Raw genomic sequence first — 21,681 nt, forward strand, 5'->3', positions numbered from 1 at the left:
GCTTTAACCGATTAGTTCGCGGTTGCGCTTAACTTCGCGCTCGTGGTTGCAAGGACGCTCAGTATGGGTGTCATAACAAGGATCGCACAGCAGTACTAGCTGGTGACATTCAGGCTTCTGGCAATTTCTGAACTGCTTTGTTGCACCGTTGCACTCAGCACATTCACCGATCAACTTGGTGTGATCGCTGAAATCAATAGTTAGACGATCATCAAAGGTATACAAAGAACCTTCCCACAGGCCATCATCGCCAAACTTATTACCGTAACGAACAATGCCGCCCTTAATCTGATAAACCTCTTTGAATCCACGGTTCTTCATTACAACTGACAAGATCTCACAGCGAATTCCGCCGGTGCAGTATGTAACGACTGGTTTATCCTTCATGTGGTCGTACTTGCCACTTTCAATTTCCGCAACAAAGTCATGAGAAGTTTCAACATCAGGAACAACTGCATCCTTGAACTTGCCGACCTTTGCCTCGAAGGCGTTACGACCATCAAAGAAGAAGACATCATCGCCGCGCTCTTCAACAAGCTTGTTAACCTCTTCAGGGCGTAAATGAACTCCGCCGCCGATTACGCCATTTTCATCAACCTTGATCTCATCTGGATTTCCAAATGCAACAAGCTCGGGACGAATCTTGATCTTTAACTTTGGGAAATCCTGACCAGTTCCATCAGACCATTTGAAATCGATCTTCTTAAATCCAGGGTATGCCTTTGTTGCCTTCACATACTTCTTCAAATCTTCCATCTTGCCGCCCAATGTTCCGTTAATCCCATGAGGAGAAACAATGATGCGACCCTTAATACCAAGGGACTCACACAAGGTCTTCTGCCACAGCTTTACAGCAGCAGTATCTGTAATCGGCGCAAAGCCGTAATACAGAATTACCTTGTCGAGATCCATGCCCTAATTCTAACTGCCCAATCGCTATGAAAAAACCCTTAGATGTGGCGCTCTCCACACATAGCAAAGGGGTACCGCTCACCTTTTCTATGGGGAACCCGCGGTGTGAAAAGTACTGTGGCCATATGAAACTTCGGAGAGTTCTCGCAATCGCAACAATCGGATTTATCACCATAGGAATCACCCCGGCAATCGCAGATCCTCTTACAAAGGATCAAGCAATCGCCATCATGAAGGATAAGTACGATCCAAAGTTTGATAGTCAGGTTGCGCGCCTTGAATCTTTAAAGACAAAAGCATTTACGGCACCATCAACTAAGAAGTGGTATTTAGCAATAGAAGCTGACATCGTCGAGGTTCGCCGGGTAATTAATAACTCAATGGCTTCAGTTCTTGATGATTACCAAGGCCCGGTTGGATATGCCGAAGAGGAGACAGGCGAGTTTGATTCCTACCTGTCAGATTTGGAAACCAAGGTCAAGGCAATCAAAAGCATTAACTGCGTCAAGGGCAAAACTACAAAGAGGATTACAGAAGTTAAGCCAATCTGCCCAAAGGGTTACACAAAGAAGAAGTAGTCCTTTAAACTCCGGCACGGCTTTGAGGTCGGGCAAGAAATCAAAGTAACTGTTGACTTCAATTACTAGTTATATCCTGAAATTCAGCCGAGTGCCCCGTACCCTTAATGCATGACTAAAGAGATCAACGCAGCTTCGATTCGCCGATACAACCTAATTGCCGGCGTATTCCACTTTGTACAAATGCTGATTGTCATTGCACTTGCCAATGACTTTTCGCTACCAATTGTCGCTCGTTACATGTCAGGCCCTCCAGGAAGTACTTTTGCTGAACCAATCACACTGATTAACACACCAGTTGGTTACACCGTCGCGATCTTCCTTGGCCTATCTGCTTTCTTCCACTTCTTAGTCGCATCGCCAAAGTACTTCTCGCGCTACAGCGCAGGCCTTGCACAGAACCGCAATTACTTCCGCTGGGTTGAGTACTCAATTAGCTCATCTGTAATGATCGTGCTGATCGCGCAGATCTGCGGAGTTTCCGATGTCGTTGCAATCATTTCTTTATTTGGAGTTAACGCTTCAATGATCTTGTTCGGTTGGTTGCAGGAAAAGTACGAAACTCCTGGAAATGGTGGCTGGATCCCATTTATTTTCGGATGTATCGCAGGAATCATCCCTTGGATCGCGATCATCTTTTATGTGCTTGCAATCGGTGGCCCAGGAGATACAAAGGCACCAGCATTTGTATACGGAATCGTTGTTTCCCTCTTTGTCCTCTTTAATACCTTTGCAGTTGTGCAGTACCTGCAATATAAGAAGGTGGGGAAGTGGTCTGATTACCTACGTGGCGAGAAGACCTACATAACTCTTTCTCTTGTTGCGAAATCAGCTCTTGCTTGGCAGATCTTCATTTCAACTCTTATCGAGTAGCATCTTTTAATGCAGAAGTTCAAAGGGTTACGTCAGGCATCGCACTTTGGGCCAACCCTGATTGTTACAGCGATCGCTTTTGTTTTTGGCACTTATTACTGGTGGGAAGGTCCCGCATACGTCATCGCATTCACCGTTGCCTTAGGTCAATTGGTAGTTGGCTGGAGCAATGATTTGCACGATTACACAGATGACCTTGCACATAACCGCACCAACAAGCCCTTAGTTTCTGGATTAATCACACCGAAGTACTTAACCAAGTGGCTGCGCTTTATGGTTCCCTTTTCATTTATTGCAAACCTGCTTGGCCCGCTTGGAATTAAAGGCGGCCTTGTTTACATGCTTGGTATCGCATGTGGCGTTGCCTATAACTTTTACTTTAAGTTCTCAGCCCTTTCGCCACTTCCATATGCAATTGCCTTTGCAGCACTGCCTTCTTCAGTTGCACTTTCTAAGGATGTAACACCACCTGTGTGGATGTGGCTGGGGGGAGCACTCTTTGGAATGGCCGCTCACTTCATAAATGTCATTAAAGATATGGAACAAGATCAAGTAAGTGGAATTAAAGGTTTGCCACAACGATTAGGCACAAAGAAATCAATACTTGTGGCAGCACTTTTGATAGTTGCCGGTTGCACCGTTGTGGTGCAACTCTTTGATTTAGGGCTTTAAAACAATACGGATCGGGTTACCGATCTTGTTAGCCAAGGTATTCAAAGCATCAGCTGCATTTTCTAGTGGCATTACTTCAGTAACAGATTGCGAAAGATCCAATTTCCCTTGGCGTGCAAACTCAATCAGCTCGTGCACATGATGCGCCTCTGATCCGTAATGACCCATGATCTGCGTGCGCATATATGTAAATGCCATGTCATTAGGAATCACAATCGGTTCATTAGCTATTCCAACAATTACTAACCGTCCTTGCTCACCCAGCAGCGATAAAGCCTGCTTGCGCACCGGCGTCACGCCAGCAAAATCAAAAGCTGCGTTCAGACCACGATGTTGTTTGATTTCGGGATCATCAGGAGCAAAGGCAAAATCTGCCCCACGCGCTAACGCATTCGCACGGGCATCTTCACGCGGATCAATCGCAATAACCTTGCTGCAACCAATCATCTTTAACAACTGCACCGCGTGAATTCCTAAACCACCAACGCCAAAGACAACAGCAGACTCACCTGCTTGCACCTTGCCTGTTGAAGAGATCGCAGCCCACGGAGTAGAAACTGCATCAGGAATAATCGCTGCTTGCTCAAAGGGCAATGAATCAGGAATAGCAGCAACTAAATCCGCTTTAGTCACAACATATTCGGCCCATCCACCGTCGTAATCAAAACCCATTGTTGTTATCTGATGCGCAGCATTTCTTTCGCCTGCGATAACTACAACGCGATCACCAACTGCACTGGTAGTTACACCCGCACCAACCTGATCAACGACGCCAGCAACTTCGTGGCCCAAGGTCACATGATCGCCAGTTAAGTAGCCGGGGGATAAGACACCTTCGAGAAAATGCACATCGGATAAACACACACCAGCTGCTGCAACCTTAATTCGCACCTGACCTGCACCTGCATCAGGTGTTGGCACATCTACAACTTGAAACTGTCGCGTTGAAACAGTGATTCGTCCAGCTCTCATTTGATTCTTCCTTCAGCTCGATTAATCAATGTATTCACCGCATCACCAAAGCCTGCAAAAGCAGGGTTTGTTGTTTGTCCCGCACGATACCTGGCCCAAATCTGTTGAATGATTACCGCTAATCGAAATAAGCCAAAGACTTCATAAAATGTGAAATCCGCGCACGCACGACCGCTTAACTGCAAGTACCGCGCAACAAACTCTTCTCTGGTCGGCATACCCGGCAAGTGACTTGGCTGTCTGCGCAGCGATGCAAATGCCGGCTCATCATCACGATCAACCCAATAAGCAAGTGCCGATCCTAAATCCATTAGCGGATCACCAACTGTTGCCAGCTCCCAATCCAAAACACCAACGATGCGCGCTTGCTGTAAATCAAAAACCACATTATCAATGCGCCAATCACCATGAATCACACATGAATCAACATCTGCTGGTTGATTCGCATCCAACCACGCCATGACCTTTTCGCCATTAGGAACATCATCAGTTAAGGCATTGCGATAACGCTTGGACCAACCTTCAACCTGGCGATGCACATACCCTTCGCCTTTATTCAGCTCTGCCAATATCGACGCATCCACCGCATGCAACTGCACCAAACCATTAATCAAAGAATCTGCCATCACTGAAACATCAGCTGCTGTCACGCTCTCTGGAATGTCGCGCCGAAAGATATCTCCGACAACCCGATCCATCACATAAAAATCAGAACCAATAACTGAATGATCATCACACAAAGCAATCATCGAAGGCACTAGGGGATAGACCGGTTGCAACCTCGACTGAATTAAAAACTCACGCTTCATATCGTGCGCAGATGCCGCCTTCATTCCAACGGGTGGACGACGCAACACTAATTCGCGCCCCGGATACTTCAACAGATAGGTCAGATTGGATGCACCGCTACGAAACTGCATAACCTCAGGCAGCTCATCAAAATCCACATAACCGCGCAACCACGCATGCATCGCTGCAACATCAAAGCGATCCTCTTCGCGGACCGCGGTTACATCACTCATGACAAATAAGGCTTGATTTCTAACCGCGCAATATCGCGAATATGAACCTCATCTGGCCCATCAACAATGCGCAAGGTACGAATTCCTGCAAACATCGATGCCAATGGTGAATCCTGGCTTACACCTGCGCCGCCATAACTTTGAATCGCATGATCAACTACCCGCTGTGCCATTTGTGGCACCGCAACCTTGATCGCAGCAATCTCTTTACGCGCACCCTTGGCACCAACTGTGTCGATCATCCACGCAGCTTTTAATACCAATAAACGCGCCTGCTCGATCTCAATGCGTGCAGTAGCAATCCATTCCTGAATTACACCCTGACGCACAAGCTCTTTTCCAAATGCTTCACGCCCAATTGTTCGCTTAATCATCAATGACAATGCACGCTCTGCCATTCCAATTGCGCGCATGCAGTGATGAATTCGCCCTGGCCCAAGTCGTGCCTGCGCTAACGCAAACCCTTCACCTTCCGGCCCCAATAAATTCGCAACTGGAACTCGCACATTAGTAAATGAAACCTCTGCGTGACCGTGTTGATCCTCATAACCAAACACCAACAAGTTGCGCTCCACCTTCACACCAGGTGTATTCATCGGAACCAACACCATCGATTGTTGATGATGTGCATCTGCATCAGGGTTTGTTTTTCCCATAACAATCAAAATCTCACAGCGCTCATCCATCGCACCTGTAGTCCACCACTTGGTGCCATTGATGAGGTAATCGCCGCCATCTTTCACAATCGAAGTTTGAATATTTCGCGCATCACTTGATGCAACATCAGGTTCGGTCATCGCAAAACCAGAACGAATTCGCCCTTCAAGCAACGGCTCTAACCACTGCTTCTTCTGCGCATCTGTTCCAAACATATCCAGCAGTTCCATGTTGCCGGTGTCGGGTGCTGCGCAGTTAATCGCCTCCGGTGCAATCTCAGGAGACCACCCAGTTATCTCTGCCAGCGTTGCATATTCGGTAACACTCAAACCATGATGTGGATCATGACTATGTGGCAAAAAGAGATTCCATAAGCCCAGCGCCTTCGCCTTTACTTTGAGCTCTTCAACAACCGGCGGCAATCCATGAGGCTTACCCGCCGCCTTTAATTGCGCACGCTGATGTTCATACACAGCCTCTGCTGGAAAAACCTCTTCCTCCATAAACCGTTGCAGTTTGGCCGCATATTCGCTTGTCTTAGCACTCAAGGTGAAGTCCATGCCATAACCTTACGCACAGTTGCCCAATTTGAGGAGAGAAAAAATGAGTGTTCTTGACCGCTTTCGATTAGACGGAAAAGTCGCAGTGGTCACAGGCGCTTCCTCAGGTCTTGGGGTTGCATTTGCGAAAGCGTTAGCTGAAGCAGGTGCCGATGTTGTTCTCGGTGCACGCCGCGCAGATCGCCTTGAAGAAACCGGCGCGCTAGTTACTGCAGCCGGAAGAAAGTTCACCGCACTTCAAACAGATGTCACTCAACCAGAACAATGCGATGCATTAATCGCACACGCAGTTGCAACCTTTGGACATGTCGATATCTTGGTTAACAATGCCGGAGTCGGAACCGCTGTTCCTGCAACCCGCGAAACTCCAGAACAATTCCGCTCTGTTCTAGATGTCAATCTGTTCGGTGCCTATTGGATGGCACAAGCATTTGCGAAAGCAAATACCAATGGTGGTGCAATCGTTAACATCGCAAGCATTCTTGGAATCAAACCACAGGGATTGCCACAAGCTGCCTATGCATCAAGTAAAGCAGGGTTGATCGGACTTACTCGCGATCTTGCAGCACAGTGGACCGGTCGCAAAAACATTCGCGTCAACGCACTTGCTCCAGGATTTTTCCCATCTGAAATGAGTGATGAACTTCCCGCAGATATGGTGAACATGATCAAGATGTTTGCACCAGCTGGTCGTTTAGGTGATCCCGAAGAACTCGCAGCGACTTTAATTTGGCTAGTCAGCGATGCATCAAGTTATGTAACAGGAATTACGGTGCCAGTTGATGGCGGATTGGTTATGCCTTAAGCAGTTAACGCATAATCAGGGGTCACTAACTTCCACTTCAGCGCAACCTTGTGAACCCACTTCGGAATTCTCGGTGCTCCACCACGATTAATGCGCAGCAATAGCCAAGCTAATCCAATTGTAAATCCCGCATCAAAGAGGGGATAGGTGAAGCCTTCCCACAGCGAATCAAACTGCCAATCAGATATCGGTGCCTTACTGACGGGATCCTTTTCAAAAACAACGCTCCAATCAAGAACAGCATGCAAAACAACACTGACCCAAATACTTCGCGTGGTAATCATTACGGCACACATCAAAACACCAAAGCCAAAGGTGCTCCAGACATGCGCATACGCCTGCCAAGCATCCCAATTCTTTCCCGTATAAAGATTTAAATGCATGAGTGCAAACAACAGTGATGACCCGAAAATAGCTCGCCACAGTCCAAATCTCCGCAAAACGCCAAATACGACTCCGCGACTGAGGATTTCTTCACCAAGCCCAATGAACAAAAGAAAGATAATTCCTGGAATCGCAACCGATAACTTCTTACTTTCCAAATCTTCATGTGTTACCGATTTCAAAATCATCGGCGACAGAAACAACAAAACCAACAAACTTTTCACATGAATCCGGGGCAACCTGAAATATTGCAAGCTAAATGAGCCCAACATAATCACCAAGATATAAGCGCATATGGCGACGACCGCATAGTTAATCGTGGATGAAACAAATGGGAAATCTTTAAAGATCCCGCTTGGAAAGTAATCCAAAATCAGCAAAGCCCCAAAAGACAGCCCCACAAGGCTGACCCACATCCGCAGATTTCTCATGCCCATGAACCTAGCCCCGCCCACTGACAGATCCTCGCGACCCAACATAATCCCCACAGGTTCCTATAAGTTCCTTAAAGTTCCCTCTCCTGCTACGATTGCTCCAATACGACAGGAGCAACCAATGGCAACAAACGTAAAACTGGCCGACGACTTAGTCGAAAAGGCCCGCCGCACTGCCGCAGCCGAGCACCGCTCTGTTCCAAAGCAGATCGAGTATTACTACCGTCTTGCTCAGATCGCTGAAGAAAACCCCGATCTTTCATTTTCATTGATCCGCGAACTCTTGCTCGCCGATACCGAAGAAGCCACAAGCGAGTACAGCTTTAATTAATGCAAATCCTAGTTACTCCTTCCCTAGAACGAACCATCAAGAAGCTCCACACAAATCAAAAGAAATCACTCGACAAAGCGGTCAAAGCAATCGCGGCAGATCCACACATTGGTGATGCCAAAGTGGGGGACCTTGATGGAATTTTTGTTTACAAATTTAAGGCAGTTGATAAGCAATGGTTATTGGCCTACCGAGTTATCTCACCAAAGAAGATCAAGCTATTGCTGGCAGGCCCACATGAAAATTTCTATCGTTCTTTAAAGAATAAAGTCGAGTAATCCGATGTCCGAAATCACTGTTCTAACAGATGGCCAGTGCCGCTTCTGCGAAGCAACCATGGCATGGGTGCAAAAGAAGTTAGCTGTAAACGCAATCGCATACCAAACTGCAGATCTTTCCCAATACGGACTTACCTATGAACAATGCTCGCAAGCAGTCCACGTGGTGCACGCCGGCAAAACCTATGTCGGTCCCGATGCAATTGCATACCTATTAGGACGCCGCGGAAATTGGATACTGGGCTTTATCGTGCGCGCATCAGGACCACTAGGCCACTTCGGCTACAAGTGGGTCGCAGGCCATAGAAACTCTTTACTTATTCGAACCGCAACAAAGTTGATTGAACGCTCGCTTTAAAACTTCGAGGTTCGCCAGCCTGGGGAGAAATAATCCCCGTACCACTGCATGTATTTATCAATATCAGCATAAAAACTTTCGACAGAAATACCAAATGTTTTCTCAAATGCTTGCCACCACAAGTTATTGCGATTTAAGGATGCAACAAAAGTCGTAACTTTCTCGAGGCCATACTGTCCAACTAAATAATGAATAGCTACGCCGCCTCGTGAATAAATCAATCGCGTTCCGCATAGGGCGCAATTGAATTGCGTTCTCGTAACCGAATCGCCTTCCATCTCTCGCAAATTCGTGCTTCCAGAGAAGAAGCCGCCACCGTAATTAGGCGTTGTCTGTGATTTCAAGTAATTCACAAATTGCGAGAAATTCTCTGCTCTTGAAGCAACGCTTTCACCCATCATTTGGGCTTGTCCCTCAAGCCACCACGCTGGAAGCGTTGATGGGTAATCCCAATTCATTTGCCAATGCATCAAGTGTGAGGTTTCGTGCGCACCCATCAAAATCATTGTTGGATCTTGATTCTCTGGATGAGCTCTGAAGTACATGTAATACCCAGCAGGCTCAAGTACTCCGTTGTACAAAGGCATAGTTCCACCAGATGCAAAATCCTTAACGCCAGAATCAATTTGGGTGTAATGATCTTTACGCCATTGGAGAAGGATTGGATTTGATCTGACCTCTGCTAGATATGTCTCTTGCATGAGTGGATACTTCTGAAACTGCGCTAACTCGAACTCTAATGAAGTAGAAAAGATTGCATAGATGGGCTTTCGTAGTTTAAATAAATAGTCGAACTTTGAAATAGTTGCTTCGACTCCAAGCTTTATCGCATCGAGGCTTGTACTTGGAAACTTTGGATCGATTAAGAAAATAACTCGGTCGCTATCCGGAAGATTCGGCTTTTCATAGATCTGTCTCCATGATTTTTCCAAGATCGCGAGATTCTTAATGTCCTCCGGTGTCCGTGTATCTGTGGGGGTCGGGGAAGGTGTCGCACTTGGGGCAGACGGTGCAGGAATTGAAGGAGTTGGCGTAGCCGATGCTGCTACTTTAGGTACAGTTTTTGGAATGACTTTGCCCTTATTCCACACAAATTTCTTCCCAGACTTAATGCATGTGTATTGAATCCCTTTTATAACGGAAGTGCTTCCCAATGTCTTGCATGCGTCACCAGGCTTCACGGCCGCAACTGCAGAAGTCGCAGCGAGCACAGTGAATGAAATGAGAAGCACACCCAGGATTCTCCGAATGCGCATGGTTAAAGGTAAGGGTGTTGGCTGGTCATATTCAATTATCGACTGGCAATTTTAAGAGAAATCAGTCGCATTGCGACTTCTCTTTTATTACCCTTCGTACATGCGCAAATGGGGAGCACTAGTAATCGCAGCAGCAGTTCTCTGCGCATTGGCAACACCAGTTCAAGCGGTAGGCGACAACTTAGAATCCTGCAGGATCAGCGCCTCTAAAGGACAAACCGTGTCCCTTGGATTTCCATTCAAAGCAGAGCGCTTGAAATGGCTTTCTAAGCCGAAAATAATGGTTGTGCCGTTCCAACTCAAAGACAACCCTAATTACCAATTCACAAACGCAATGAGAAATGATTATTTAGCTGCTGGTGACAATATTGCAGCATTTTCAAATGGTCTGTCGAAAGTTGAATTTGTTTTTGCTCCAACTATTGCAACTGAGCTAACTAACGCCGATATGGATCAATTAAAGATTAATCAGAGGGAGGCATGGCAGAAAGACGAGAGCAAGTCCACTTACGGTTTCGTAAGAAAATTCCTTACGGATTACGATTCAAAATTAGATTTTACGGGAATCAACGGAGTCATTCTGGCAGGCTCCTCCACTAGTCCATTTTCTGATATTGCAGAAGCTTTTATGTTTTGGAAGAGCCCAGATGCAGGGTGGTTTAGACCAGCAGAAACTGCCGAAGGGCAGATTTATAACGCAGTACTGCTCGATAATCATTCATCACAAGCAACAATCACTCATGAAATGATGCACATGTTTGGTTTGCAGGACCTCTACGGAACAAATACCGGTCCCGGACGACTCAGTCTCATGGCAAGTAATGAGATTAATCTGCTTAGTTATGAAAAATGGGTTTTGGGATGGCTTCCAGATAGCGAAGTTACATGTATCTCTAATTTGCAGACATCTACTATTACTAGCTTCTCCTTTGATTACTCAAAGAATGATCAATTATCGGTCCTACGTGCCCCTAATGAAGACCCATACATTGTGGAAACAACTAGGTCAGGTGGAAGTAAATACATAGCCTTTTACTCTTTAAACAATGAAGAACGTCCCCCAATAACTCTTTACGAGGAAAGAGGGAAGGCGCAATTTGGAGGGATAGAGATTGGCGATTACAGGTCGATAGGGCTTCAATTAAAGTCTCCAAGTTTTACACTCTTAATTACAAACATTGAACCAAGTAGGCTTTCAATTTCATTAGCCCCAAATTCACTTATCGATTCAGTTCAGTTCAAAGAACTAGTCACAAAAGCAACTGAAAATCGTTCCAAATTTGAACTAGAGGCTCAAGCGAAAGCTGCTGCAGAGTTTAAGGCGATGCAGGAAGCAGAGGCGAAGGCAAAGTTAACTGCAGAACTAAAGGCGAAGGAAGAAGCTGAAGCAAAGCTAGCGGCAGAGAAATTAGCAGCGAATAAAGCGGTGGCACCGAAGAAATCAACCATCACCTGCATCAAGGGTAAAACCACTAAGAAGGTAACTGCTGTGAATCCAAAGTGCCCATCGGGGTACAAGAAAAAGTAAATCTGTCAGTCACCCTGCGTAACCTCGAACTATGTTCGAACTCCTAGCCCTCACCGCCGTGATCTACCTCTTCCTCAACCGCCGCAAGAAACCCCGCACCCCGCGCACCCTCGACGCCGAGCTCAAGCAACTCATCCAAGAATCCACCGACGCCACCGCAATCGGAGCCGAGATCAAACGCTTCCTGCTCGATGTCATCAACGATGACTCCAACGATCTCGAGAAGTTCTCCGACACCCGCATCAACCAAGCCCAACACATCCTCGACCGCGCAGGCCCAGCATCCTTTTATTGGATGACCGAGATCGCAGCCCAACTGTCAATCCTGGCTGCAGCACAGATCAATGGAATACCTACCAATGTGAATGCGGAGTTAGGGGAGGGTGCGACGCCGGAAGCAATCGTGAACATCGTGGTTAAAAGCTGACCACTCATCAGAACAATCTGTCAGTCACCCTGCGTAATCTGCCTGCATGGCCATTAACTTCAAGGACGCCCGCCAACAGGTAGCCGATGCCGCCCGGATCTCTCACGATCTCACCGACATCATCACGACAGAACAACGCTTCCTCAAGAACACCCGCGATAGCGCCAACCGTGCCAAGCAATCGCAAGTCCTCGAACAACTCGCAAAGCTCGATGTCGACAAGCTCAAAGATGCCACCGAAGCACCTATCCGCGTTGAAACCCTGCGCAAATTCGGCCACAACAACATGGCCTCGATCTATCAAACCTCAGAACAACAGCTAGAACGCATCTCAGGCATCACCGGCGAATCCGCCCGCGAAATCAAATCAATCGCAGACGCCATGTACACCGCAATCGCACAAACAATTTCCTATGGCGTCAACATCAAAGATTTATCGGCCGCCGACATAGATGTCATCACAAATCTGCAATCCCTTGAAAAAATTCGCAAATCCACTCGCGGTGCAACCGCCAAGATGAAACCCGTTGCTGAATCTCTTTCCAACGCGCTCGCCAACACCGCACCACTTAAATCTCGCATCCGCTGGATCTTTACCAACAGCGAAGGCAAACAGAAAGCACTTAACGCCCTCAGCACCATCGCTTACATCGTCGGCGAACCAACAACGATGCTCCTTGTCGAAGCCGCTCGCTCTGGACTTAACGCACTTGAGCAACCAGAAGTTGTCGCACCAATCAATGACTTTGAAAAACGCTCCAGTGATTACTACGCACTCCTTGAAGATGTCACCGATGCAAAACCATCAACCCTTGCCAATCGCCACTTCACTCAAGAACTTCTCGACAAGATCGAATCTCAAGAGCTCGACACATCCAGTATCAACGCAACGCTGCGCCGCTATCAAACCTTCGGTGGCAAGTTCGCCCTCACACAAAACCGCGTCATCATCGGCGATGAGATGGGCCTTGGTAAAACCCTGCAGGCAATCTCCGCACTTTCACACCGCAAAGCCAATGGCGCACACCGCTTTCTCGTCATCGCACCTGCATCAGTGATCATCAACTGGACCCGCGAAATCGAAACCCGCTCCGATCTACCCGTCATCAAAATCCACGGCGAAGATCACCCAGAACAACTCCAACAGTGGATCGAAAAGAGCGGCGTCGGCCTAACTACATACGACACTCTTAAATCATTCTTACTCGATGGACCACAAATTAAAGCCCTTGCAATCGACACCATCATCGCCGACGAAGCCCACTACGTGAAAAACCTCCACACGGGCCGCGCAAAGACAATCACTAAATGGATCGACAACACACCCAATGTCATCTTCTTAACCGGAACTCCTATGGAAAACCGCGTTGGTGAATTCGTAAATCTCGCCACACTTCTTGATCCAAAGCTCGGTGAAACACTCGATAGAAGAGTCCTAGCCTCAGGCCCAGAACCCTTCAAGCAAGCGGTAGCTCCCATCTATCTTCGTCGCAATACCTCTGAAGTACTCAAAGAACTACCTGATCTGATTCAAATCGAGGAATACTGCAACTGGGATGGCGTCGATCAAAACTTCTATGCCTCTGCAGTTGCCCGCGGCAACTTTATGGGTATGCGCCAAGCCACCTTTGTTGGAAAAGAAAATGAACTCCCGTCCAAACTCGTGCGCTTACTTGAGCTGGTAGAAGAAGCCTTCGAATCAAATCAAAAAGTAATTATCTTTTCTTACTTCCGAAACACAATTGATCTAGTTACCAAACATCTTGAAGATAAAGCAATTGGCCCAATCACCGGCTCTACATCCTCACAAGAGCGACAAAACCTTGTTGATCAATTCCAGAACTCACCGACACCAAAAGTGCTCGTCGGACAAATCCAAGCCGCTGGCACCGGTCTTAACATTCAAGCCGCCTCAGTCATCATTCTCTGCGAACCCCAGATCAAACCTTCACTCGAAACCCAAGCTATAGCCCGAGCACACCGCATGGGTCAAGTACACAATGTTCAAGTCCATCGATTAATCGTTCCGCATTCAGTTGATGAGCAGATGCTCAAGATGTTGGCGGCAAAGCAGAATGAGTTTGATGACTACGCCCGCGAAAGTCTTCTAGCCGATGGCTCAAAGCTCGCCAAAGACAAGAATGAAGAATCGATTGCTAAGGGAATTATCGTTGAAGAGCGCAAGCGACTGGGTATAGATGGAAACCCTCAGATTGATCTTGAGGATAACGAGTGACTAATTAAGAGGACGTTTGCTTCTAACAAGATCACGGAATGAGAAGTAAAGAACGACTGAAGCTATCCCAAGTGAAACAAATGCGTAACCAACGAAATGATCTTGGAATTGCATAAATGTCATCAGCAGGAAAAAGAATCCGACAAAGCGGAAGAAATACAGACCTAGTTTTCTCATATGGAAAGGTTACCTTCCTCGTTATTCGGAATCAGAGACGCGCGGAATCCTGACCAATCACATGATTTGCATTGAATATCTGGATCGCTGCCGTCCCCTGAAATGCAACATCCACCCACTGCATACTTCTCAAAGTCAAAGTTTTCAGGATCTGGCATCCCGTAGATGATCTTTCGTAACGTGCCTATTTCCTGGCATTCGGGGCACAAAAGTGAGCGAATGCTTTTTCGTTGTTTAGTGGTCATTTCTTCAAGGTAGCCAAGTGCACTGACAAATCCAGTAATTTGTCAGTACTTTCCGATACATTTGAAACATGAACCTGACGCACAAAGCCACCTTGCTCGTGACATTCGTTGTCTCGTTTTTCATTCAACCGAATTGGTTTTATGAGAACTTCTGGTCGAAGGCTGACTTCTACGATTCACTTCCTTTTACCTTTCCTTTCCTCGCATACTCACTTGTAGCTGCAGTACTCGGAACGTTAGTTTGCGAAGGTGTAATTAGATTTGTAAAAAAGTATTTGTAAATTGCATCGTGCGATAATCGCACAGCACAAAAAGTTTGGATCGTAAATTTCTTTTTCGAAAGCGATGTGGTATAATTCTCTTATCACAGAAACTAGGGGGCAAAAATGTCATACACACGCATTTCCCCACGCGTAACAGCTCAGATAACCGGCTAGCCCGCTACACGCAAGGCCGCCAAACCAGGCCTTACTCAACAACCACCAATGAATGGTCGGATTCCGACCGCGTCTGATTATCAGACATTCATCCGGTTAACCGAACAGCCTCAATCCCTTCGTACGATAATCGTACGTTTATAGGATTCCTATCAGGCTCTTCATCGCCTCCTCTGTCGGGATAACCCGACAGCCGCCGTATTAAACGGCACTCAAATCAACACGAGCTTTATTTTGCCATCCCGAAAATTGGAGAATCACATGAATGTAAAAGCACTCTTAGATGTAGACATGGTTGCCCTCGAGGCAGCTGACAAGGTCACGCTCATGCTTGACCTCACCGCACCAGCAAATCCAGCACACAGCACTCGTCCAGGACAAGCAGTACAAGTTGTTCTAGATCGCTCAGGCTCAATGCAAGGACAACCACTAGATGCTGCAAAAGGGTCACTACTTAAGTTAGTAGATCGCCTTGCACCTCAAGATGCTTTTGGCTTAGTCGCATTTGATGACTCAGCTCTAGTCATCGTTCCAACCCGCACAATTGCAGATCACCACATGCCATCTTTACGCAAGGCAATCCGCGATCTTCAAACTGGGGGATCAACAGATATCTCAGCGGGATACCTCATGGGATTACGTGAATTAACACGGGTTCAAGCAGCCGGCGGGTCAACTCTGCTACTCATCTCTGATGGTCATGCAAATGCTGGTGAAAAGGATCCAAAGTTCTTTAGCGAGGTCTCAACTAAGTCAGCTACCGGCAAGGTAACAACATCGACTATCGGTTTAGGTAATGGCTACGACGAAACAATCCTTGAAGCGCTCGCTCAAGGTGGCGGGGGAGCACACCGCTTCGCAGGTTCCATCGATGAAGCGGTCGGTGCAATCGCGGCTGAGGTCGATGACCTACTGGATAAGACAATCGTTAACGCAGTACTTCGCATTACCCCAACACCTGCAATGTCAGGTGTGCCGGTCATCGAGATCGTTCAACGTCTTCCATATTGGAAAGATGGCGAAACATTTGTTGTGCAGCTCGGTGATCTCTATAGCGGTGAGAACCGTCGCTTTGTAATCGACCTCGATGTCCCAGGTATTGCAGCCCTTGGTCTTTGCACAATCGCTGACATCACTATCGAATATCTAGATCTTGCACAGCGTCAAGAAATCTCTGTCTCAATGCCGGTCAACGTCAATGTTGTACCCGGTGATATCGCAGCAGGTCGTATCTCTGACCCAATCGTTCGTGCCGAGCGATTGATTCTGGAAGCTCAAACTGCAAAGTCGTTGGCAGTAGATGAGCTACTAAGCGGCAAAATCAAAGAAGCCTCTGGTCGCCTAAAAGGCACTGCGTCCAACCTTCGTCGTGAGGCTTCTTTGATACCCGTTACAGATGAGCGCAGCGCTGAATCACTTGCAATCATCAAAGCGGAAGCTGACGAGATCGATGTCTTGGCTCAAACAGCTGAAGAGCAAGATGTTATGTACTCATCAAAGCGCATGACCGAGTCCTTCTCTCGCAAAACCCGCGCTCGCAATGTGCGCAACCAACCAGTCGATCCAGCAATCGACGCCGATGAATTCTTGAACTAAGGAGAAAAAATGAAATACGAACAAACACCGCTGTACTCAGAGGTTGCTCCCAATCTATTTATGGGAGGAACTGATGACAATGCAACGATAGATCAACCCCAGGAGCTTCAATACTTCGAAGGTGGAACTACTTTTGACTGTGTTGTCACCCTGTACGCATGGGCAGCACCTGCAAACTGGGGCGTTGAGGAAAGACGCTTTGGTTTCCCAGATGCCAACATCATCGAGGAGTACATCCCAACGATTCTTGAACTTGCTCATTGGGCGCACTCTAAGTGGGCTGCTGGCAAGAAGGTAAACATTCGCTGCCAAGCGGGGCTTAATCGCTCCGGTTTAATTACCGCATTAACTTTGATGATTAGCGGTCTATCTGCGGATGAAGCGATCAATACCTTGCGCGCAAAGCGGTCTAGCTACGCACTGTGCAATGGCGAGTATGAACACTGGTTACTCACCGAGGCAGATGCCTACATCGCACAATCATCTATGAGAAAGAGTGCCTAATATGAAAAAGTTCATTTCACTCTTTGTAGTTATTGCACTTGCCGCAGCTGGCACAACACCAGCTGCGCAAGCTGCTACACCTAAAACCCTGGTCATTATTGATTCAGGGATAGCCGCCGATCTTCCATGGGTTCAGCAGATGCTTGTCGATGAAGCCTGCTTCATCGAATACGGCAAATGCCCGAACGGTCAAAGCACCATGTTTGGAAAAGGTGCGGCAGCACTACAAGTTTCAAGAATAAAAGATAAGGCAATGTCACACGGTACGCAGATGGCATCTGTTGCTTATGAGATAGACCCATCTACTAAGTTAGTCATGATTCGAATCGTCGGAATGTCAGACAAAGGATTTGCAAACTCTTACACAACTCGTGCTGTAACTAAGGCGCTTAACTGGGTTACTGAAAATGCTGAACGCCTTAACGTTGGTGCAGTTTCTTTATCTGTGGGTCGTGCATACAAAGAAGCATCATGTCCCATCGAAACCGAACTCCAGACCCAGGTTCGAATCCTTTTGACCCGCAACATTCCAGTGATTGCGGCAACGGGTAACGGTTCAAACAAGTTGAAGGTTGATTACCCGGCTTGTGTTCCAGAGGTAATTGCTGTCGGTGCTACAGATCGCCGCTACACAGTAAAAGCTATTCAAGGCTGGGTCTATCCAATTATGTTAATTTCCAATCAAGGTCCTGATCTAGATCTCTATGCCTTGGGTCGATACACCACTACAGATGCCTTTGGACAGAAATCTGTCTCAATGGGAACCTCATCAGCAACAGCTGCCTTTGCTACTTATGTTGTAAAGCAGATAAACCTAGGTCTGGGATACACCGACGTGATGACAAAGGTTCGAGCCTCATTAGTTAATGCCTACCGCACCGTTACCGACTATGTACCGTTGCACTTCGAGATTGTGAAGTAATCACTATGGAAGAAATCATTCTGATTCATTCAGACGAATACGCAAACTGGGTATTTGATCCAAACCATCCAACGCAAGGGCGTCGATTTATGAATGCTAAAAAGCTTCTCGCGGAGTCATTTAGAGGGAAGAGCACAGAATTAAAAATCGTGGAACCTCGCTTAGCAACCAAGGATGAACTTCTGCGAATTCACTCCTCTCGATATGTTTCAGAAGTTCTTGATGACCACAAATCGGGACAATGGACAGGTGAACGTCCTGACTTATCAAATCTGGCGGGACTCTTCGCTGGCGGAACATTAGTTGCATTAGATGCTCTCTTAACAGGAAAGACAAGCACCGCTGTTCACTTTCCAGGAGCTAAGCATCATGCCCAGCACGACTACTCATCTGGATTCTGTATCTTTGCTGACTTCGCACTTGCTGCAGATATAGCAACGAAGGATCACGGTAAGAAAGTTGCCATCCTAGATATTGACGCCCATCACGGAGATGGAACCGAGAATCTGACTGCAGATAATCCAAACGTCTTAACATTCTCAATTCATGAGAAAGGGATATTTCCAGGAACAGGTAATGAAAGCGATCCCTCAAAGCTTGTTTATAACTATCCGCTTGGAGGCAATAATCCAGCCCAAAATCCAAATAAGGATGATCAAGCATTTATCGATGGCGTGACAGAGTTCTGTCGGCTAGCCGACCAATTCCAGCCGGATTTACTTTTTATTGCTTGCGGAGCTGATGGACATGTAGAGGATCCATTGAGTTCCCTTCAGTTCACACTTGAAGGTTATGGCAGTACGGCAACATTGATTCGATCTAGGTTTCCGTCACTTCCAATCCTTGTTGGAGGAGCAGGAGGTTATTTACCGGACTCTCGGACTCCCGAAGTCTGGGAAGTTTTCTGTCAAGAAATTGCGTGAAATGACCACCGCACCGTTGCGATAGGAATAAATAGAGAGAAGGATGCAGTCATGGAAAAAATCCTAAGTTTGGATTCCGCAGCTATTGCAGGGCTGATGTTTGATTCAATATCTGAGTTATCGCCAGCACAACAAGATTTGCTATTTCAAACAAAGAAGGAGCAGACCTTTAGTGCTCTTCTTGCAAATAGACTGCAGAAGAGTCAGGAACCTAACAACTTAAGCTCATTTGTTGAACTCAAAGGTGTTGAAAAATTGGTTAAAAGCACGGACAAAGCATCAATAAAGAAGAACCGAAATACGCATGATGTATGTCTGATTGATGACGATGCTGTTTTCCACTTGCTCCTCGAAAACAAAGTTTGGTATCACTTTGATGGAGCAAAAGGTAGGAACAATAAGAGAGTGAATCCCGACATTGAGAATCAGTTGATTCCCGATATCAAGAAGTTAACACTCACCGCCCTTGATCAACCTAAGAGCCCGAGATGTTTTGTACTAGTGAATCTAGTAACTCCTAGCGACCCTTCGAAATTACCGTCAACCTATTTTGGGGATCACAGCAAGGCATTTAAGCGAGTTAAGGAACAAGTCGATGTTTATCGTCAGGACGGCGTAAACGGGCTAAAAGGAATACTTGAAAAACATTCGGGGAAACTCTTGCCTGTGAGTCAAGTTTCCTCTACGAATCCTTTAGGTGTAAATGGCTCCGCGCTCCTAGATGTCTTTTGCGCAGAAATAAATGTTAAGTGAAAAGTCTGCGTCTCGATTCTAGGTCTGCAATTTACTGCCATGAGTACCTTCACAAAAAGTATGCACCTAATGCTTTCCCTGGTCTAACTCCCGACGCTCCAGATCCTGTGGTCGAAGAGTTCAAGAAACTCGGTTTTTCTCATGAGAACAAAGCGATCGTCGCCCTCAAAGAGGTAATCCCAAATCTGATCGAGATTAATCAAGATTTGCCATTTTCCGAAATTGAATTGGAAACGGTTAGGGCACTTTTAGATCCAAACGCTTTTGCAATTGCTGGTGCTTACATCTCAGAAAACGTGGAGAAAGAGCTAGCGAAAGCCTTTGATGTTGAATTTAAAGCTTCAGAACGATCAAGTCGCCCAGATCTAATTATTCGGATAGGTACTAAAAGCGATGGCCATCCTATCTGGGCACCGGTAGACATCAAGAGCCACAAAGCAATTTCTGACAGCAAAGCAAACTTTGTTTTCTCATCGCAAATTTCCGACATCCTTCCTTCGCAAGATACGAGATCCCAAGGACGTTTGGATTACAACGACCTTCATCAGTTGGCTCACTACACACGTCACTTTCAGGCACTTGGTATCGCTGGCGATGATTTGTGGGTTGGAATCATTGGCCGCGACTTGGAGAACTGCATTTGGGCTCGAATTGGTGATGTGGTTATGGGGCAGGGCCAGGCTCAAGAGTCCTTCTTAAGTGCTTACGACCAACAGTTTGCTGAGGCTAGAGAAGTCGTAAGACTCTCTCAGATTGAAAATGATGATCTCTCCAAGAAAGCTGGAGTTATTCCAGTTAACTCTTCCGGAAAGATGGGTTGCACAGTCTGCAAGTACAAATCCACATGCCTGAAGGAAATGGAAGCCTTTGATAACGGACACGGTCATGTCACATTACTTGCCAGAATTACGCCACTAACCGTTGAAAAGCATTTTCCACACATTGCCAGTATCAATGACTTATTGGTGGAAACACCGTTAAATGATCAAATGGTGACAGCAAGAATTAGAGCACGAGTGAAAAAGACAGAGGTCCCTGAACTGCTAGATCCATCAACCCCGTTTGAACTTCCAGAAGCTGACATTGAAATTGATATAGATCTAGAAAACTCAATGGAAACCCTACGCGAATTAGAAATCGATGAACCCATCGGTGAAGATCGACTGTATCTTTACGGATTCGGAATTCACGACCGGGCTGTCAGCAAGGATTGGCGCACAGCTGTAATTGACACTTACTTCGATTATTCGAACACCGAAGATGGTGAATTCGATGTTATGTCAAAGATGTGGAACAAGTTAAATCAGGAAATCTCTAAGGCGGAAAACTCTAGCCAGAGCATAAAAATCTTTCATTACTCACCTCATGAATTCACCTGGTGGAAAAAATATGCAAACCGTTTTCTAGGTCGCCCAGGAGTCCCTACACTTAATGAATTGGAAGAGTTCAAGATCAATTACTTAGTTGATCTGTATCCTTATGCGCAAAAGTGGGCATTTCCAGTGAAGTCCTATTCAATCAAGGATTTAGCTCCGCTTGCTAAGTTTGAATGGTCAGTTGAATTGGCTGGTGGCGCAAACTCGCTCTTTAAATACAGGGACGCCATTAACAAAGATCTTGACCAGTCTGTCCGCGATGAAGCCATTGCATGGCTAGATGCCTACAACAGAGATGATGTTCGAGCTACCTTTGCGGTGCGGAATTACATCCGATCTCTAGCGTGAATTAAGCAGGCGCAAGCAAAATCCTTACTCCCAGAAAGCAAAAATATATCCAGCCTTCTTGGCCTGTATGTTGATTGCTTTAAGCGCTTGATGTTGCTTGTTGAGTCAAAATTCTAT

The 21,681-nt window shown here is 46.5% G+C and carries 25 protein-coding genes; 17 read left to right on the forward strand and 8 right to left on the reverse strand.

Features of this window, described 5'->3' with window-relative positions; translation table 11 throughout:
- Window positions 1-3: 3 nt before the first annotated feature.
- Window positions 4-912 carry an oxygen-dependent tRNA uridine(34) hydroxylase TrhO gene (gene trhO, locus AC8GFU_RS02350; protein ID WP_506626897.1) on the reverse strand — a complete coding sequence of 303 codons (909 nt, stop codon included), beginning with the start codon at window positions 910-912 and terminating at the stop codon, window positions 4-6.
- Window positions 913-1,037: 125 nt separating this feature from the next.
- On the opposite strand from trhO, the gene AC8GFU_RS02355 reads away from it, so the two are divergent.
- From AC8GFU_RS02355 to AC8GFU_RS02365, 3 genes are all read left to right on the forward strand, one after another.
- A complete protein-coding gene (locus tag AC8GFU_RS02355; RefSeq protein WP_506626898.1) occupies window positions 1,038-1,490 on the forward strand; it encodes a hypothetical protein in 453 nt (150 codons plus the stop codon).
- A gap of 111 nt (window positions 1,491-1,601) precedes the next feature.
- Window positions 1,602-2,363: a heliorhodopsin HeR gene (gene heR, locus AC8GFU_RS02360; RefSeq protein ID WP_506626899.1), complete on the forward strand. Its 762-nt coding sequence runs from the start codon at window positions 1,602-1,604 to the stop codon at window positions 2,361-2,363.
- 9 nt (window positions 2,364-2,372) lie between these two features.
- On the forward strand, window positions 2,373-3,035 hold the full coding sequence (locus tag AC8GFU_RS02365; protein WP_506626900.1) for a UbiA family prenyltransferase: 663 nt from the start codon (window positions 2,373-2,375) through the stop codon (window positions 3,033-3,035).
- Here the strand turns inward: AC8GFU_RS02365 and AC8GFU_RS02370 are convergent.
- From AC8GFU_RS02370 to AC8GFU_RS02380, 3 genes are read right to left on the reverse strand one after another with little or no spacing between them, the layout of a single operon-like run.
- On the reverse strand, window positions 3,024-4,007 hold the full coding sequence (locus AC8GFU_RS02370; protein WP_506626901.1) for a zinc-binding dehydrogenase: 984 nt from the start codon (window positions 4,005-4,007) through the stop codon (window positions 3,024-3,026). The two genes, AC8GFU_RS02365 and AC8GFU_RS02370, sit on opposite strands and share 12 nt — an antisense overlap.
- Window positions 4,004-5,029, reverse strand: coding sequence for a phosphotransferase family protein (locus AC8GFU_RS02375; protein ID WP_506626902.1), 1,026 nt, complete (start codon window positions 5,027-5,029; stop codon window positions 4,004-4,006). Before AC8GFU_RS02375 ends, AC8GFU_RS02370 begins: the two co-directional genes overlap by 4 nt.
- Window positions 5,026-6,246, reverse strand: coding sequence for an acyl-CoA dehydrogenase family protein (locus AC8GFU_RS02380; RefSeq protein WP_506626903.1), 1,221 nt, complete (start codon window positions 6,244-6,246; stop codon window positions 5,026-5,028). Before AC8GFU_RS02380 ends, AC8GFU_RS02375 begins: the two co-directional genes overlap by 4 nt.
- Before the next feature lie 43 nt (window positions 6,247-6,289).
- Between AC8GFU_RS02380 and AC8GFU_RS02385 the strand changes: the two genes are divergently transcribed.
- A complete protein-coding gene (locus tag AC8GFU_RS02385; RefSeq protein WP_506626904.1) occupies window positions 6,290-7,051 on the forward strand; it encodes an SDR family NAD(P)-dependent oxidoreductase in 762 nt (253 codons plus the stop codon).
- Here AC8GFU_RS02385 and AC8GFU_RS02390 read toward each other — a convergent pair.
- Complete coding sequence (locus AC8GFU_RS02390; protein ID WP_506626905.1) at window positions 7,048-7,866, reverse strand: CPBP family intramembrane glutamic endopeptidase; 819 nt, start codon at window positions 7,864-7,866, stop codon at window positions 7,048-7,050. The two genes, AC8GFU_RS02385 and AC8GFU_RS02390, sit on opposite strands and share 4 nt — an antisense overlap.
- 124 nt (window positions 7,867-7,990) lie before the next feature.
- Between AC8GFU_RS02390 and AC8GFU_RS02395 the strand changes: the two genes are divergently transcribed.
- The 3 genes from AC8GFU_RS02395 to AC8GFU_RS02405 are packed head-to-tail and all read left to right on the forward strand — an operon-like array spanning window position 7,991 to window position 8,836.
- Window positions 7,991-8,200: a TA system antitoxin ParD family protein gene (locus AC8GFU_RS02395; RefSeq protein ID WP_506626906.1), complete on the forward strand. Its 210-nt coding sequence runs from the start codon at window positions 7,991-7,993 to the stop codon at window positions 8,198-8,200.
- Window positions 8,200-8,478: a type II toxin-antitoxin system RelE/ParE family toxin gene (locus AC8GFU_RS02400; RefSeq protein ID WP_506626907.1), complete on the forward strand. Its 279-nt coding sequence runs from the start codon at window positions 8,200-8,202 to the stop codon at window positions 8,476-8,478. The genes AC8GFU_RS02395 and AC8GFU_RS02400 overlap by 1 nt, the downstream gene beginning before the upstream one ends.
- 4 nt (window positions 8,479-8,482) lie before the next feature.
- Window positions 8,483-8,836 (forward strand): thiol-disulfide oxidoreductase DCC family protein, encoded by a 354-nt coding sequence (locus tag AC8GFU_RS02405; protein WP_506626908.1) that lies wholly within the window; start codon window positions 8,483-8,485, stop codon window positions 8,834-8,836.
- Here the strand turns inward: AC8GFU_RS02405 and AC8GFU_RS02410 are convergent.
- On the reverse strand, window positions 8,833-9,768 hold the full coding sequence (locus AC8GFU_RS02410; protein WP_506626909.1) for a hypothetical protein: 936 nt from the start codon (window positions 9,766-9,768) through the stop codon (window positions 8,833-8,835). The two genes, AC8GFU_RS02405 and AC8GFU_RS02410, sit on opposite strands and share 4 nt — an antisense overlap.
- A 16-nt stretch (window positions 9,769-9,784) precedes the next feature.
- Here AC8GFU_RS02410 and AC8GFU_RS02415 point away from each other — a divergent pair, with 16 nt between their 5' ends.
- From AC8GFU_RS02415 to AC8GFU_RS02430, 4 genes are all read left to right on the forward strand, one after another.
- On the forward strand, window positions 9,785-9,961 hold the full coding sequence (locus tag AC8GFU_RS02415) for a hypothetical protein (protein WP_506626910.1): 177 nt from the start codon (window positions 9,785-9,787) through the stop codon (window positions 9,959-9,961).
- 231 nt (window positions 9,962-10,192) lie between these two features.
- The gene (locus AC8GFU_RS02420; RefSeq protein ID WP_506626911.1) at window positions 10,193-11,620 is read left to right on the forward strand and encodes a hypothetical protein; all 1,428 of its coding nucleotides are present in this window, start codon (window positions 10,193-10,195) and stop codon (window positions 11,618-11,620) included.
- Window positions 11,621-11,651: 31 nt separating this feature from the next.
- Complete coding sequence (locus AC8GFU_RS02425; protein ID WP_506626912.1) at window positions 11,652-12,047, forward strand: hypothetical protein; 396 nt, start codon at window positions 11,652-11,654, stop codon at window positions 12,045-12,047.
- 46 nt (window positions 12,048-12,093) lie between these two features.
- A complete protein-coding gene (locus AC8GFU_RS02430; RefSeq protein WP_506626913.1) occupies window positions 12,094-14,283 on the forward strand; it encodes a DEAD/DEAH box helicase in 2,190 nt (729 codons plus the stop codon).
- On the opposite strand, the gene AC8GFU_RS02435 is transcribed toward AC8GFU_RS02430, so the two are convergent.
- Together AC8GFU_RS02435 and AC8GFU_RS02440 are read right to left on the reverse strand one after the other, a co-directional pair.
- On the reverse strand, window positions 14,284-14,460 hold the full coding sequence (locus AC8GFU_RS02435) for a hypothetical protein (protein WP_506626914.1): 177 nt from the start codon (window positions 14,458-14,460) through the stop codon (window positions 14,284-14,286).
- Entirely contained in the window at window positions 14,457-14,705 is a 249-nt protein-coding gene (locus AC8GFU_RS02440; protein ID WP_506626915.1) for a hypothetical protein, read from the reverse strand. The genes AC8GFU_RS02435 and AC8GFU_RS02440 overlap by 4 nt, the downstream gene beginning before the upstream one ends.
- A 698-nt stretch (window positions 14,706-15,403) precedes the next feature.
- On the opposite strand from AC8GFU_RS02440, the gene AC8GFU_RS02445 reads away from it, so the two are divergent.
- The 6 genes from AC8GFU_RS02445 to AC8GFU_RS02470 are packed head-to-tail and all read left to right on the forward strand — an operon-like array spanning window position 15,404 to window position 21,564.
- Complete coding sequence (locus AC8GFU_RS02445) at window positions 15,404-16,738, forward strand: vWA domain-containing protein (RefSeq protein ID WP_506626916.1); 1,335 nt, start codon at window positions 15,404-15,406, stop codon at window positions 16,736-16,738.
- Between the two features lie 9 nt (window positions 16,739-16,747).
- Window positions 16,748-17,242: a protein-tyrosine phosphatase family protein gene (locus AC8GFU_RS02450; RefSeq protein WP_506626917.1), complete on the forward strand. Its 495-nt coding sequence runs from the start codon at window positions 16,748-16,750 to the stop codon at window positions 17,240-17,242.
- Between the two features lies 1 nt (window position 17,243).
- Window positions 17,244-18,164, forward strand: a complete 921-nt coding sequence (locus AC8GFU_RS02455; RefSeq protein ID WP_506626918.1) for a S8 family serine peptidase — start codon at window positions 17,244-17,246, stop codon at window positions 18,162-18,164.
- A gap of 5 nt (window positions 18,165-18,169) precedes the next feature.
- Entirely contained in the window at window positions 18,170-19,087 is a 918-nt protein-coding gene (locus tag AC8GFU_RS02460; protein ID WP_506626919.1) for a histone deacetylase family protein, read from the forward strand.
- Window positions 19,088-19,138: 51 nt separating this feature from the next.
- Window positions 19,139-19,840: a hypothetical protein gene (locus tag AC8GFU_RS02465; RefSeq protein WP_506626920.1), complete on the forward strand. Its 702-nt coding sequence runs from the start codon at window positions 19,139-19,141 to the stop codon at window positions 19,838-19,840.
- Complete coding sequence (locus AC8GFU_RS02470; RefSeq protein WP_506626921.1) at window positions 19,837-21,564, forward strand: ribonuclease H-like domain-containing protein; 1,728 nt, start codon at window positions 19,837-19,839, stop codon at window positions 21,562-21,564. The genes AC8GFU_RS02465 and AC8GFU_RS02470 overlap by 4 nt, the downstream gene beginning before the upstream one ends.
- The last annotated feature ends 117 nt before the right edge of the window (window positions 21,565-21,681 follow it).

It is taken from the genome of Planktophila warneckei (SeqCode) (assembly GCF_965234675.1).
In the GTDB taxonomy this organism is placed as follows: Bacteria; Actinomycetota; Actinomycetes; order Nanopelagicales; family Nanopelagicaceae; genus Planktophila; species Planktophila warneckei.